Source organism: Paenimyroides tangerinum (assembly GCF_003865405.1).
Lineage (GTDB): Bacteria > Bacteroidota > Bacteroidia > Flavobacteriales > Flavobacteriaceae > Flavobacterium > Flavobacterium tangerinum.
Window position 1 is genome coordinate 13,922 of record NZ_RQVQ01000007.1, and the last position, 12,777, is coordinate 26,698.

Consider the following 12,777-nt stretch of genomic DNA (forward strand, 5'->3'; position numbering starts at 1 on the left):
CGAATTATGTAATTTAGAATGTTTTCATTTTAATTATTTTTTTTCTTATTTAAAATATGTAATTTCGTAAATGGATGATTTCTCTCCGTTTTTTAAGAAGGAATTACTGAAAATAAAATATTAAACCATCAAAAATGTTAAATTCACAATTAACCTCAGCAGAAGCAATTGCATTAGAAGAAAAATACGGCGCTCACAATTATCATCCGTTACCAGTTGTATTATCTAAAGGAGAAGGCGTTTATGTTTGGGATGTTGAAGGAAAAAAATATTACGATTTCTTATCGGCATATTCAGCAGTAAATCAAGGACATTGTCACCCAAAATTAGTTGAAGCTATCTCAAAACAAGCTGCAACTTTGGCTTTAACTTCTCGTGCATTTTATAACGATAAATTAGGAGCATACGAAAAGAAAATTACTGAACTTTTTGGTTTCGATAAAGTTTTACCAATGAATTCAGGTGCAGAAGCGGTTGAAACGGCTTTGAAATTAACACGTAAATGGGCTTATGAAGTAAAAGGTGTTCCTGAAAACGAAGCAGTTATTATTGTTTGCGAAAATAATTTTCACGGACGTACTACAACGATTATTTCATTTTCTAATGATCCAGACGCAAGAAAAAGCTATGGACCATTTACAGATGGATTTGTTAGAATTCCGTACGATAATTTACTAGCTTTAGAAGAAGTGCTAACAAACAAAAATGTTGCAGGATTTTTAGTTGAACCTATTCAAGGTGAAGCTGGTGTTTACGTACCTTCTGAAGGATATTTAGCAAAAGCAAAAGCTCTTTGTAAAGCCAATAACGTTTTGTTTATTGCAGATGAAGTTCAGACTGGAATTGCAAGAACAGGTAAAATGTTAGCTGTACATCACGAAAATGTACAACCAGATGTTTTGATTTTAGGAAAAGCGCTGTCGGGTGGAATGTATCCTATTTCGGCAGTTTTAGCTAATGACGAAATCATGAATGTCATCAAACCTGGACAGCACGGTTCTACTTTTGGAGGAAATCCGATTGCGGCTGCAGTTGCAATGGCAGCTTTGGATGTTGTTTTAGACGAAAAACTAGCTGAAAACGCTGAAGTTTTAGGTCAGATTTTTAGATATGAATTAAATAAATACATTCAAAATTCGAATATTTGTACAATGGTTCGCGGAAAAGGTTTGTTAAATGCAATTATGATTAACGATACAGCAGATAGCGATACAGCTTGGAATATTTGTTTAAGAATGCGTGATAACGGATTACTTGCAAAACCAACACATGGAAATATCATTCGTTTTGCACCACCGTTAGTGATGAACGAAGAACAATTATTAGAATGTGTTTCTATCATTACAAAAACGCTAACTGAATTCGAAAGATAATATGAATACAGAATTTTCAACTTCAAATCAAAACTTAGAAATAACTCAAGTTACTAAATCAATTTTCTTAGAAACTGCAAAGTGGGCAAAGTTTTTGGCTATTTTAGGTTTTATTGGGATGGGAATCATGGTCATCGCTGGTTTTTTTATGGGAGCAATAATGAGTTCTCTAGGTTCATTAAGTAGTTATAGTAATACGCCAAATCCTTTTGGGATGATTGGAAGTATTTTCTTTGTTATTTTATATTTAATAATGGCTTTAATTTATTATTTCCCAATTAAATATTTGTATGATTTTTCTACTAAAGTGAAGAAAGCATTTGAAATTCAAGATCAAATGTTGTTTGACGAAGCTATTTTAAAATTAAAAGCACACTATAAATATATTGGAATATTAATGATTATAGTTTTTTCATTGTATATTTTGATGCTTATTCTAACTATAATTGGAGGAGTTGCAGCTGCAGCAATGAGTTAGTTGATATAATTTTAAATTAAATTTAAGCACTTCAATTTTTTTTTTTGAAGTGCTTTTTTGTTTTTTTTGTTTTGATTAACGATTTTGAAACACTGATTAATTTTATTAAATTTGAAAATACATTTTATTATAATTTAGTTTCGATTAGATACTTTTTTATAGGATATTGAATTTAAAATATGGAAGATAAAACAGTTAACAAAATAGAAAATAACACTAGAATTCATCCCCGAATTGGGATTACTTTTAGTGCTTTTGATTTGCTTCATGCTGGGCATATCAAGATGTTAGAAGAAGCTAAACGTCAATGTGATTATTTGATTTGCGGATTGCAAACTGATCCAACTTTAGATCGACCTGAAAAAAACAAGCCAACACAAACTGTCGTTGAACGTTATATTCAACTTAAAGGCTGTAAATTCGTTGATGAAATCGTTCCTTATGCAACGGAACAAGATTTAGAAGATATTTTACGTTCGTTCAAAATTGATGTTCGTATTTTAGGTGATGAATATGCGAATAAAGATTTCACAGGAAGAAAATATTGCGAAGAAAAAGGTATTGATTTTTATTTCAATACAAGAGATCATCGTTTTTCAAGTTCTAGTTTACGAAAAGAAGTCGCTGTACTTGAGTTGAATAAAGAGAAATAATTTTTTTAATAAAAATATGAAAGCTGGATTAATTTAAAATCCAGCTTTTTTAGTTGTAGTTATTTACTTTGTGATTCGAGCTAAATAATCAAAATTTTCGCCTTCTAAAATCAATTCACAGTTTAAATCGTTAGCGATGCAAGCATTTTGTAAGGTGTTGTAATCTAAATATAACCAATCAAAAGGTTCTTCATTTTCTCCTTTATATGATAAATTAAAAACCAATTCTCCGTAATAATCTGCATGCATTGGAATCCATTTTCCGCCATCTTCATCTTCATCAAACATATAAATTAAGTCCGAACTATCAATCAGAATCTGTCCGCCTTCGTTTAATAATTCTTTTAAATGATTTAAATATTGGGCAACTTTATTCAATTTTCCAAAAATACCCGTTCCATTCATTAATAATAAAATGGTGTCAAATTTTTGGTCTTTTAATTCTAAAATATCTAAAACTTCAGCATTTTCTAGACCTCGTAAACGACAAGTTTCAATTGCATTTTCAGAAATATCGATAGGTAAAACTTTAAATCCTTTTTCTTTTAAATACAAAGCGTGACTTCCTGCACCACAACCAATATCTAAAATTTTGCCTTTGGATAGTTTCAGAGCTTGTTTTTCTAATTTAGGCATTTCATTAAAATCACGAAACATATAAGCAATTGACATTTCGTCAGCTTCAGAGATTGTGGTTTCTGTGATTACATTTTCTGGATTATTATTGGTTTGAAAATCTAAAAGCGCTTTACCTAAAAGGTCTTTCATTTGGAGTTGTTTTAAATCTTTTATTATTAATTTTGCTATTCGATAAAGTTACTATGGAAAATTTTTTAAAAAACTTACCAAAGCTTGCCAAAGATACGCATAATGAGAATAAAAAGTATTTTGATAAGCTTAAAAAGAAAACACCTAAAAATTTAGATGTTCAAATGCAAGAGATTCACGACCGTGTGTTTAAGAAAACGGATTGTTTAACTTGTGCAAATTGTTGCAAGACGACCGGTCCATTATTTACATCGGCTGACATTGAGCGTGTTTCTAAGTTTTTGAAAATGAAACCACAACCTTTCATTGATCAATATTTACGTATTGACGAAGATAGAGATTATGTTTTACAAAGTGTTCCGTGTACATTTTTAGACAACGAAAATTATTGTATGATTTATGAAGTGCGACCAAAAGCTTGTAGAGAATATCCGCATACTGATAGAAAGAAATTTCAGCAAATTACAAATTTGACATTAAAGAATGTAGAAATTTGTCCTGCAGCTTTTCAGGTTGTTGAAGAAATGAAAAAGAAAATGCCTTTGTAAACAAAGGCATTTTTTTATACAAACAATTGATCGTTTTCTATGTAATTTTTAAGAAAAGTTTCAATTTCATCTTCAGTAGTAATTTTGTCTTTGATGTAGTAAACTAAATCTAAAATCCAGTTTTTGATTTTTTCAAATAAATCAACTACATGTCCGAATAAACGAACAAACCATTCGTAAATAAATTGGCAACGGTCAATGATTTTAATGATGATATCTGTGTAATCCATAACAATTTTGATTTATATCAAATATAATAAATTGATTTCAAATTCCCATCATTTTAATGAAAATCTAACATTAATTTTCATCTTTATAGATTAAATACTTTTTTCTAGTATTTTTAAAATCCTCAATTCCAGTAATCCAAGTGTCTTTTATTTGTTTTTCGCTCAAACCCTGTTTGATTTGACTTTGCAACTTTTTATTTCCAGCTAAATTTGTAAAGAACGAGTTGAAAAATTCTTCCTTTTTACTTGAAGTTTGATAAGCATTTAAAAGCCATTTTAGCTGAATTCCTTCAACAAAAGCAATCTGAGATAAATCTTCACCATTACATTTTCGACCGTTGTGCATTGGGTCTTTTGCACCTTCATTTGGTTCTGGTGTAAAACTAAAAGTTGTTTTGCGCATATTTGGCGAACCGTAAACTTGAAATTGTTTATTGGTTCCGCGACCAACACTAACATTTGTTCCCTCAAAAAAACACAAACTCGGATATAAATTGATTGATTGGTCGTTAGGTAAATTAGGGGAAGGTTTTACTGTCAATGAATACGGCATACTCTTGTTGTAATTTGTAATCGGAATAACTTTAAGTTTACATTGAATTCCGTTTTCTAACCATTTTTCACCGTTAATCATTTGCGCATATTCTCCAATGGTCATTCCGTGTAAAACTGGAATCGGATGCATTCCAACAAAACTTTTATAAGCCATTTCTAAAACGGGTCCGTCAACCTTAGCGCCATTCGGATTTGGTCTATCCAAAACAATAACTTCAATATTATTTTCGGCGCAAGCTTCCATTAAATAATGCAACGACGAAATATAAGTGTAAAAGCGCGTGCCAACATCTTGTAAATCAAATACCATTACATCGATATCTTTTAGTTGTTCTTTGTTTGGCTTTTTGTTTTTGCCGTAAAGCGAAATTATTGGAATTCCAGTTTTGGTATCTTTTCCGTCTTTAATCAATTCACCAGCATCTGCAGTTCCTCTAAAACCGTGTTCTGGAGCATAGATTTTTTCAACATCAATTTTATTTTTTAATAAAAAATCAACTAAATGAATTACTGAATTATTTTCATTGACTAATCCTGATTGATTGGTTAAAACGCCAACTTTTTTGTCTTTTAATAATGGTAAATATTGTTGATAATTATCTGCACCCGTTTTTATTTCTTGCTGATTTATATTTATAGTATTATCTAATTTGTTTGATTGTTTGATATTATTTGCATTACAACTCCAAATTCCTACAGAAAAAAGAGAAGTTCCAACGAATAATAATGTATTTTTGAAAAGCGAATTATACTTCATAAATTTTGAAATTAGAATATTTTATATCCAAACGTTTAGCTACTTCTAACGAATATAAAAGTAGTGTTTCTGCGCCAATAATAAAAATTGCGATTGTTGCAATTGCAATAAGTATTATTATGATGTTGGTTTCTGTTTCGACTGGTTTTGGACTTCAAGAAAAAATCAGAGATAAAATAACATCATTTAATGGGCATTTAACAATCTTAAATTACGATAATAATCAATCAGAAATTACAACTGTTCCGCTTTCGTTACAGCAAGATTTTTATCCAAATTTCAAAAATGTTCCAGAAGTTTCAAAAATCCAACCTTTTGCTACGATTGCTGGTGTTGTTCGAACACCAGAAACTTTTGAAGGAATTGTATATAAAGGAGTTTCTTCTGATTATGATTTTAATTTTATTTCTGAATATTTGAAGGAAGGAAAATTACCACAATTTTCAAACGATGGAATGAGTAATGAAATTTTGATTTCAGATTATTTGGCTCGACGTTTAAAAATGAAAGTAGGAGATAAGATGCAAACCTATTTTATGAAAGATTCAGGAAATAAAATGCCTTATATCAGAAGTTTTGAAATCGTTGGTATTTATGATTCTGGTTTTAAAGAATTTGATGAAACCTATGTTATTGGTGATTTAAAACACGTACAAAGATTGAACAAATGGGATGAAAATGAAGTTGGTGCGTTTGAAATTTATGTAAATGATTTTACTAAAATCAATGAAATCAACACTAAAATTTATGAAGATATTCCTTCGGATTTGAATAGTATTTCTGTTACTGATAAGTATTTTGGAATCTTTGAATGGATGAAGCTTTTTGATTTTAATATTTATATGATAATCGGAATTATGATTATTGTTGCAAGCATCAATATGATTGTCGCGCTTTTGGTTTTGATTCTAGAAAGAACTCAAATGATCGGAATTTTAAAAGCGTTAGGTGCTAATAACTGGACCATTCGAAAAATATTTTTATTAAATGCAACACATATTGTTTTTCGTGGTTTGATTTGGGGAAATATTATTGGACTTTCTATTTTATTACTTCAAAAATATTTCGGAATTATAAAGTTAGATCCAACCCAATATTATGTTGCAGAAGCTCCTGTTTATTTAAATCTATATTATATTTTAGGATTAAATGCAATGGTAATTTTATTATGTTACATCATTTTAATCATACCATCTTATATGATAACAAAGATTTCGCCTGTAAAAGCAATCAAATATCAATAAAAAAAGAGGAAATTTCAATTTAGAAATTTCCTCTTTTTTTATTCGTTATGTAAAAATGATTGACGAGCTAAAAGTGTTTCTTCACTTTCAACGTGATTATCATCAGGAACACAACAATCAACCGGACAAACAGCCGCACATTGTGGTTCTTCGTGAAATCCTTTACATTCGGTACATTTACTTGGAACAATATAATACAAATCGTCAGAAACAGGAGTCTGAGCAGCATCTGCATCAACTTCAGTTCCATCAGGTAAAACAATTTTGCCTGTTAAAGCAGTTCCATCTTTGTAACGCCAATCGTCAGCGCCTTCATATATCGCAGTATTTGGGCACTCTGGTTCGCAAGCACCGCAATTAATACATTCGTCAGTTATTATGATTGCCATAGCTAATATTTATTTAATTAATAGTAACTTTGTGCAAAAATACGGTTTATAGAAATCACAAACAAATCTATATGGTTTTAGAACAGAAAAAAAATGCATTTGTAGCTTTAGGTCAATTTATTAGACAATTTGCTACAGAAGATTTCCAATATAATAATGAAGTTTTAAAAAACGAGGAATTCTTTTCGAATTTCGCAATGATTACTGAGCAAGCTCAAAATCATAACGGTTGGTTTACTAAAGAACAAGTGATTTTTGCTTTGAATTCTTGGTCAGAAGCATTAACCGAAGCAAATTTAAATCAATGGTTATCTGCTTATGATTTTAAAGTTGAACCAATGAAAACGGTTGGTTTAATTTTGGCGGGAAATATTCCTATGGTTGGTTTTCACGATGTACTTTCAGTTTTGATTAGTGGAAATAAAGCTTTGATAAAAACATCGTCAAACGATCAATTGATAATTCCGTTTTTATTGAAATATTTGGTTGCTGTTGAACCTGAATTTGAATCTCGAATTGAATTTACTAAACAAGGTTTTGATAATTTTGATGCAGTAATCGCAACCGGAAGTAACAATACGGCTCGTTATTTTGAGTATTATTTTGGAAAAGTTCCGAATATCATTCGTAAAAACAGAAATTCTGTAGCCGTTTTAACAGGAAATGAAACTTCTGAAGAGTTACAAGAATTAGGAACAGATATTTTTACTTATTACGGTTTGGGTTGTAGAAATGTTTCTAAATTATTTGTTCCAAAAGATTATGATTTCACTACATTTTTTGAAGCTATGTTTGGATTTAGCGAAGTGATTAAATATGAACGTTATGCCAATAATTACGACTATAATAAAGCAGTTTATTTAATGAGTAATTTTAAAATTTTGGATAATGGATTTTTAACTATTCGTGAAGATGAAAGTTATGCATCGCCAATTTCTTCTGTGTTTTATGAATTTTATGAAAGTGAAAATCAAATTGAAGAACGTTTGAAAAATGAAGCTGATAAAATTCAATGTGTAGTAACAAATTTACCAATTGAAAATAGAATAGCATTTGGTCAAACTCAAAATCCGCAATTATGGGATTATGCAGACGGAATTGATACTATGAAATTTTTGTTAGCATTATAAAATATAAAAAGCGAAATAGTAAAACTATTTCGCTTTTTTAATGTAAAAAAGTCTCTAGATTTAGAGACTTTTAATATTATAAACTTGCAATAATTGCATTGATTTTTTCTCTTTCTTCTTCAGCTAATGCAGCATCAACTAAGATACGACCACTGTGCTCATCTGTAATAATTTTTTTACGAGCAGCAATTTCAACTTGAACTTGCGGTGGAATTGTAAAATACGAACCAGCAGAAGCTCCACGTTCGATAGAAACTACAGCTAACTTATTACGAACACCATTACGGATTCTTTGGTAAGCAGTTACTAAACGCTCTTCGATTAAAGCAGTAAATTCTTCAGACTTAGCTAATAAAATTTCTTCTTCACGTTTTGTTTCTTCCATAATTCCGTTTAATTCAGATTCTTTATGACCTAAATGTGCTTTTTTAGATTCTAATTTTTCTGAATTTTGAGCAATTACAACCTTTTTGTGTTCAATAGAAGCTTTGAATTCTTTAATGTGTTTTTCAGCTAATTCAATTTCTAAGTTTTGGAATTCAATTTCTTTAGTTAAAGAGTTAAATTCTCTGTTGTTGCGAACGTCTGTTTGTTGTTCAGTATATTTTTTGATAGCTTCTTTAAAAGTATCAATATCATTTTTCTTTACTTTGATTTGCTCATCAATAGACTCAACCTCCGTAGTTAATTTCTCTAAACGAATTGTAAGTCCAGCTACTTCGTCTTTTAAATCTTCTACCTCAAGAGGTAATTCACCTCTCATGTTTCTAATTTCGTCAATTCTTGAGTCAATTAATTGCAAATCGTATAATGCTCTCAATTTTTCCTCTACAGTAAGTTCTGCTTTGTTTGTCATATCTATATGTAGTTAACTGGATTTGTGTTTATCTCAGATAAAATAATTGCAAAAATAGTAATTTTTTTTGTAAGATAATCAAGAATATAATTTTTTATATATCTTTCACTTTCAAAATGTCCGATATCTGCCAAAAGTATGACATTCTCAGCTTGATAATAATCGTGATATTTTAAATCAGCAGTGATAAAAGCATCAGCCTTTTGAGCAATTGCAGCGCTGATGGCAAAACTACCCGAACCACCAAGAACAGCAACTTTCTTTATTTTTTTATTTAAGTAATTACTGTGTCGAATACCACCTGTTTGAGTTTTTTCTTTAACCATTAAAAGAAAATCCTTTTCTGTCATTTCTGTTGGAAGTTCGGCAATCATTCCCATTCCAACATTCTGAAGCTCGTTTTCTGTTTTAATAATTTCGTAAGCAACCTCTTCATACGGATGATTTTCAAAAAGAGCTTTTAAAATGTTTCCTTTAAGATGTTTTTCAAAAGTAAATTCTAATTTAATCTCTTCAACTTCTTCGTAAATATGTGGCTTTCCGATAACGGGTTCGCTGTATTGATTCCCTTTAAAAGAACCAATTCCATTTGAAGAAAAACTACATTCATCATAATTTCCAATTGAACCAGCACCAACTTTAAACAAAGCATTTTGAACTTCTTTTGCTGCGTTTTTTGGAACATAAGTAGTCAATTTATAAATAAAATTTTGTTTAGGAATTAAAATTTTAGAATTGATTAATCCCAATGTATCACAGAAAATCTGATTTACGCCTTCACGATGATTATCTAAAGCAGTATGAATTGCAAATATGGCAATGTCATTTTTAATAGCTTTAATAACCGAACGTTCTACATAATTTTTGCCTGTAATTTTTTTCAATCCCGAAAATAAAATAGGATGGAAGCAAACAACCAAATTACAATTTTTTGCTACAGCTTCGTCAATCACTTCTTCAAGTGCATCGTGACAAACTAAAATTCCGGTGCAATCGTTATTTTTATTTCCTACTAATAAGCCTACATTGTCAAAATCTTCGGCGTAAGCAAGTGGAGTTAAATCTTCTAAAAGTTGAATGACATTTGAAATTTTCATAGCATTTTGATTTCGAATTATAGTTTCAAAGATAGAAAAAATAGCTATTTTCGTGCTATGAAAAGGCTTCGAAAAATATTATTTCCGTTTTCACTTATTTATGGTGGTATAGCTGCTATACGTAATTATATGTTTGATTTTGGTTGGAAAAAACAAGAAACATTTGATTTGCCAATAATTTGCGTTGGAAATTTAAGCGTTGGAGGAACTGGAAAAACACCACAAATTGAATATTTAGTTCGTTTATTAAGCGATAAATTTAAAACTGTTACTTTGAGTCGTGGCTATAAACGAAAATCAGAAGGTTTTTATTTAGCAGCTGATTCTACAAAAATGGAAGATATTGGTGATGAACCTTTTCAATATTTCTCTAAATTTAAAAATATTCACGTTGCTGTTGATGCAAAACGCGTTCACGGAGTTCAACAAATTTTAAAGCGTTTACCAGAAACAGAAGTTATACTTTTAGATGATGCCTTTCAGCATCGTCACATCAAAGCCGGTTTCTATGTTTTACTTACAAAATATGATGAATTGTATGTTGATGATTTGGTTTTACCAGCAGGAAATTTACGAGAGTTTAAATCGGGTGCGCTTCGTGCTGATGTAATTTTGGTTACGAAATGTCCAAATGATTTAAGTGTTGAAAAGCAAAATAGAATCATACAGAAATTAAATGTAAAACCCAATCAAGATGTTTATTTTACTACCATTTCATATAATGAAAATGTAACAAACGGATTGATAAATCTTAAAGTTTCTGAATTAGAAAATGATTCATTTATTGCTGTAGCAGGAATAGCTAAGCCGGAATATTTTTATCGACATTTAAAGGTTGTAAAGAATAATTTCGTAACTTTTCCTGATCATCATCATTTTTCTGAAAAAGATATTGCATTAATTTTGGAAAAAGCTCAAGGTAGTAAAATCATAACAACAGAGAAAGATTTTATGCGTTTACAAGGAAAGTTACCCGATGCGCAATTGTTTTATTTGCCAATTGAAACACATTTCTTAAATAACGCTTCATCTTTTGACTCAAAAATTTTAGATTATGTGGGAAAAAGTACAAGAAACCGTTGCGTTCATTCAGCAGAAAATTCAAAATAAACCAACTATTGGAATTGTTTTAGGTTCTGGATTAGGAAATTTAGTTGATGATATGGAAGTCGAAACTATTATTCCGTATTCAGATATTTTAAATTTTCCCGTTTCAACGGTTCAAGGACATAAAGGAAATTTGATATTTGGAAAAATAGGAGGAAAGCAAGTAGTTGCGATGCAAGGACGCTTTCATTATTATGAAGGTTATGATATGAAACAGGTTACTTTTCCAATTCGTGTAATGAAATTTTTAGGTGTTCAAACACTTATTGTTTCAAACGCTTCGGGCGGAGTAAATCCAAATTTTGAAGTAGGTGATATTATGCTGATAAAAGATCATATTAATATGTTTCCTGAACATCCATTACGCGGAATTAACGATGAACGTTTTGGACCTCGATTCTTGAATATGAGTGAACCTTATAATTTTGAGCTACTTGAGAAAGCGAATGAACTTGCTAAGGAATTAAATATCAAAGTTCAAAACGGAATTTATTACGGTTTAAGCGGACCAACTTTTGAAACTTTAGCTGAGTATAAAATGATTTATAATGTTGGTGCAGATTGTGTTGGAATGTCAACCGTTCCTGAGGTTATTGTTGCAAAACATATGAATATGGATTGTTTTGGTGTTTCTGTAATTTCAGATATGGGTAACGAAGAATCTATAAAAAGTGTCAATCATAACGAAGTTTTAGCTGCTGTAAATGCTGCAGAACCTAAGCTGAGAAAATTAATTAAAGAATTAATTTCTAAATTTTAAAAAACAAATTTGAAACATTGTGTAAATGTCAATTATATAAAGGAAGTTTTAGTTTTAAAGCTTCTTTTTTTTGTTTGAAAAATTTTTACAAGAATATGTGAATGTTAAAATATTGAATTTCAGGGTTTACCCTTACATTTTTTTCTGTAATGAATTATAAATTGCGAATGTTATTAAGGTTATTAAATTCTTTTTAAATAATATATCTAAAACATTTACATTATGAATACAAAATTTATACAATCAGTTAGTAGTGTTTTTTTAGGAGTAATAGCATTCTTTTGCATATTGATTCCAGATTTATCGTTGAAATTATTCGAAGTTCCTGTAAAGGATTATTCGATTCTTATGATTCAAATTCTAGGAGGTTTATTTTTAGGATTTTCGGTTGCAAATTGGGTATCAAGGACTATTTTAATTGGAGGAATTTACGGAAGAGCTATTTATATGGGTAACTTAACTCACTTTCTGATTGGTGGAATTGCACTTCTAAATTGGAATATTCGTAATAATTTTCCAACAATAGCATCTTTAGTTGTGCTAATTGTGTATTTATCGTTTGCTTTTTTATATAGTTTAAATTTAGTTTTAAATCCTAAGGTTTTATGGAGAGATAAGCAACGTTTTGGAGTACTCACTATTAAGATGAAATCTTAGTTGTATTTATCTTTAGTTTTGTCACATTTTATATAATTTTTTTTGAATTTTTATTGCAAAGTTTACAACAAACAAATCCCTTGAAAATCCGTTTCGTTAATGAAGCGGATTTTTGCTTTTTTAAATGGAACGATTTTTGTTAATTTTTTCATTAATATTTTCCAACCATTAAAAA

The 12,777-nt window shown here is 29.9% G+C and carries 15 protein-coding genes; 9 read left to right on the plus strand and 6 right to left on the minus strand.

Annotated features, from left to right (window positions below; all coding sequences use genetic code 11):
• Positions 1 to 134: 134 nt before the first annotated feature.
• The 3 genes from rocD to EG240_RS03990 all read left to right on the plus strand — a co-directional run bounded on the left by rocD (position 135) and on the right by EG240_RS03990 (position 2,504).
• A complete protein-coding gene (rocD, locus tag EG240_RS03980) occupies positions 135 to 1,373 on the plus strand; it encodes an ornithine--oxo-acid transaminase (RefSeq protein WP_125017668.1) in 1,239 nt (412 codons plus the stop codon).
• Position 1,374: 1 nt separating this feature from the next.
• Positions 1,375 to 1,851, plus strand: a complete 477-nt coding sequence (locus EG240_RS03985; protein ID WP_125017670.1) for a hypothetical protein — start codon at positions 1,375 to 1,377, stop codon at positions 1,849 to 1,851.
• Between the two features lie 179 nt (positions 1,852 to 2,030).
• Positions 2,031 to 2,504 (plus strand): adenylyltransferase/cytidyltransferase family protein, encoded by a 474-nt coding sequence (locus EG240_RS03990; RefSeq protein ID WP_125017672.1) that lies wholly within the window; start codon positions 2,031 to 2,033, stop codon positions 2,502 to 2,504.
• Positions 2,505 to 2,567: 63 nt separating this feature from the next.
• On the opposite strand, the gene EG240_RS03995 is transcribed toward EG240_RS03990, so the two are convergent.
• Entirely contained in the window at positions 2,568 to 3,272 is a 705-nt protein-coding gene (locus EG240_RS03995) for a class I SAM-dependent methyltransferase (RefSeq protein ID WP_125017674.1), read from the minus strand.
• A gap of 53 nt (positions 3,273 to 3,325) precedes the next feature.
• Between EG240_RS03995 and EG240_RS04000 the strand changes: the two genes are divergently transcribed.
• Entirely contained in the window at positions 3,326 to 3,820 is a 495-nt protein-coding gene (locus EG240_RS04000; RefSeq protein WP_125017676.1) for a YkgJ family cysteine cluster protein, read from the plus strand.
• A 14-nt stretch (positions 3,821 to 3,834) separates the two neighbouring features.
• Here the strand turns inward: EG240_RS04000 and EG240_RS04005 are convergent, their stop codons facing one another.
• Together EG240_RS04005 and EG240_RS04010 are read right to left on the minus strand one after the other, a co-directional pair.
• Positions 3,835 to 4,050: a hypothetical protein gene (locus EG240_RS04005; protein WP_125017678.1), complete on the minus strand. Its 216-nt coding sequence runs from the start codon at positions 4,048 to 4,050 to the stop codon at positions 3,835 to 3,837.
• 70 nt (positions 4,051 to 4,120) lie between these two features.
• Positions 4,121 to 5,362: an exo-beta-N-acetylmuramidase NamZ family protein gene (locus EG240_RS04010; protein WP_125017680.1), complete on the minus strand. Its 1,242-nt coding sequence runs from the start codon at positions 5,360 to 5,362 to the stop codon at positions 4,121 to 4,123.
• A gap of 5 nt (positions 5,363 to 5,367) precedes the next feature.
• Here EG240_RS04010 and EG240_RS04015 point away from each other — a divergent pair, with 5 nt between their 5' ends.
• Complete coding sequence (locus tag EG240_RS04015; protein WP_125017682.1) at positions 5,368 to 6,606, plus strand: ABC transporter permease; 1,239 nt, start codon at positions 5,368 to 5,370, stop codon at positions 6,604 to 6,606.
• A 38-nt stretch (positions 6,607 to 6,644) separates the two neighbouring features.
• On the opposite strand, the gene EG240_RS04020 is transcribed toward EG240_RS04015, so the two are convergent.
• Positions 6,645 to 6,995, minus strand: a complete 351-nt coding sequence (locus EG240_RS04020) for a 4Fe-4S dicluster domain-containing protein (RefSeq protein WP_125017684.1) — start codon at positions 6,993 to 6,995, stop codon at positions 6,645 to 6,647.
• A 71-nt stretch (positions 6,996 to 7,066) separates the two neighbouring features.
• Here EG240_RS04020 and EG240_RS04025 point away from each other — a divergent pair, with 71 nt between their 5' ends.
• Complete coding sequence (locus tag EG240_RS04025; RefSeq protein ID WP_125017686.1) at positions 7,067 to 8,125, plus strand: acyl-CoA reductase; 1,059 nt, start codon at positions 7,067 to 7,069, stop codon at positions 8,123 to 8,125.
• Between the two features lie 76 nt (positions 8,126 to 8,201).
• Here EG240_RS04025 and EG240_RS04030 read toward each other — a convergent pair whose 3' ends face one another.
• The gene (locus tag EG240_RS04030; RefSeq protein WP_125017688.1) at positions 8,202 to 8,981 is read right to left on the minus strand and encodes a zinc ribbon domain-containing protein; all 780 of its coding nucleotides are present in this window, start codon (positions 8,979 to 8,981) and stop codon (positions 8,202 to 8,204) included.
• A 2-nt stretch (positions 8,982 to 8,983) separates the two neighbouring features.
• Positions 8,984 to 10,078: a Nif3-like dinuclear metal center hexameric protein gene (locus EG240_RS04035; RefSeq protein WP_125017690.1), complete on the minus strand. Its 1,095-nt coding sequence runs from the start codon at positions 10,076 to 10,078 to the stop codon at positions 8,984 to 8,986.
• A gap of 57 nt (positions 10,079 to 10,135) precedes the next feature.
• Here EG240_RS04035 and lpxK point away from each other — a divergent pair, with 57 nt between their 5' ends.
• From lpxK to EG240_RS04050, 3 genes are all read left to right on the plus strand, one after another.
• Positions 10,136 to 11,188, plus strand: coding sequence for a tetraacyldisaccharide 4'-kinase (gene lpxK / locus EG240_RS04040; RefSeq protein ID WP_125017692.1), 1,053 nt, complete (start codon positions 10,136 to 10,138; stop codon positions 11,186 to 11,188).
• Complete coding sequence (locus tag EG240_RS04045) at positions 11,133 to 11,945, plus strand: purine-nucleoside phosphorylase (protein WP_125017694.1); 813 nt, start codon at positions 11,133 to 11,135, stop codon at positions 11,943 to 11,945. Before lpxK ends, EG240_RS04045 begins: the two co-directional genes overlap by 56 nt.
• Before the next feature lie 222 nt (positions 11,946 to 12,167).
• Positions 12,168 to 12,602: a hypothetical protein gene (locus EG240_RS04050; RefSeq protein WP_125017696.1), complete on the plus strand. Its 435-nt coding sequence runs from the start codon at positions 12,168 to 12,170 to the stop codon at positions 12,600 to 12,602.
• Positions 12,603 to 12,777 lie beyond the last annotated feature (175 nt).

What these genes read in the sequence shown, in the direction of transcription:
- EG240_RS03985 (WP_125017670.1), top strand. Translation starts at nt 1,375, where the DNA reads ATGAATACAGAATTTTCAACTTCAAATCAAAACTTAGAAATAACTCAA.
- EG240_RS04020 (WP_125017684.1), bottom strand. Translation starts at nt 6,995, where the DNA reads ATGGCAATCATAATAACTGACGAATGTATTAATTGCGGTGCTTGCGAA.
- EG240_RS04035 (WP_125017690.1), bottom strand. Translation starts at nt 10,078, where the DNA reads ATGAAAATTTCAAATGTCATTCAACTTTTAGAAGATTTAACTCCACTT.
- EG240_RS04010 (WP_125017680.1), bottom strand. Translation starts at nt 5,362, where the DNA reads ATGAAGTATAATTCGCTTTTCAAAAATACATTATTATTCGTTGGAACT.
- EG240_RS03995 (WP_125017674.1), bottom strand. Translation starts at nt 3,272, where the DNA reads ATGAAAGACCTTTTAGGTAAAGCGCTTTTAGATTTTCAAACCAATAAT.
- EG240_RS04030 (WP_125017688.1), bottom strand. Translation starts at nt 8,981, where the DNA reads ATGACAAACAAAGCAGAACTTACTGTAGAGGAAAAATTGAGAGCATTA.
- EG240_RS04025 (WP_125017686.1), top strand. Translation starts at nt 7,067, where the DNA reads ATGGTTTTAGAACAGAAAAAAAATGCATTTGTAGCTTTAGGTCAATTT.
- EG240_RS03990 (WP_125017672.1), top strand. Translation starts at nt 2,031, where the DNA reads ATGGAAGATAAAACAGTTAACAAAATAGAAAATAACACTAGAATTCAT.
- rocD (WP_125017668.1), top strand. Translation starts at nt 135, where the DNA reads ATGTTAAATTCACAATTAACCTCAGCAGAAGCAATTGCATTAGAAGAA.
- EG240_RS04005 (WP_125017678.1), bottom strand. Translation starts at nt 4,050, where the DNA reads ATGGATTACACAGATATCATCATTAAAATCATTGACCGTTGCCAATTT.
- EG240_RS04045 (WP_125017694.1), top strand. Translation starts at nt 11,133, where the DNA reads ATGTGGGAAAAAGTACAAGAAACCGTTGCGTTCATTCAGCAGAAAATT.
- lpxK (WP_125017692.1), top strand. Translation starts at nt 10,136, where the DNA reads ATGAAAAGGCTTCGAAAAATATTATTTCCGTTTTCACTTATTTATGGT.
- EG240_RS04000 (WP_125017676.1), top strand. Translation starts at nt 3,326, where the DNA reads ATGGAAAATTTTTTAAAAAACTTACCAAAGCTTGCCAAAGATACGCAT.
- EG240_RS04050 (WP_125017696.1), top strand. Translation starts at nt 12,168, where the DNA reads ATGAATACAAAATTTATACAATCAGTTAGTAGTGTTTTTTTAGGAGTA.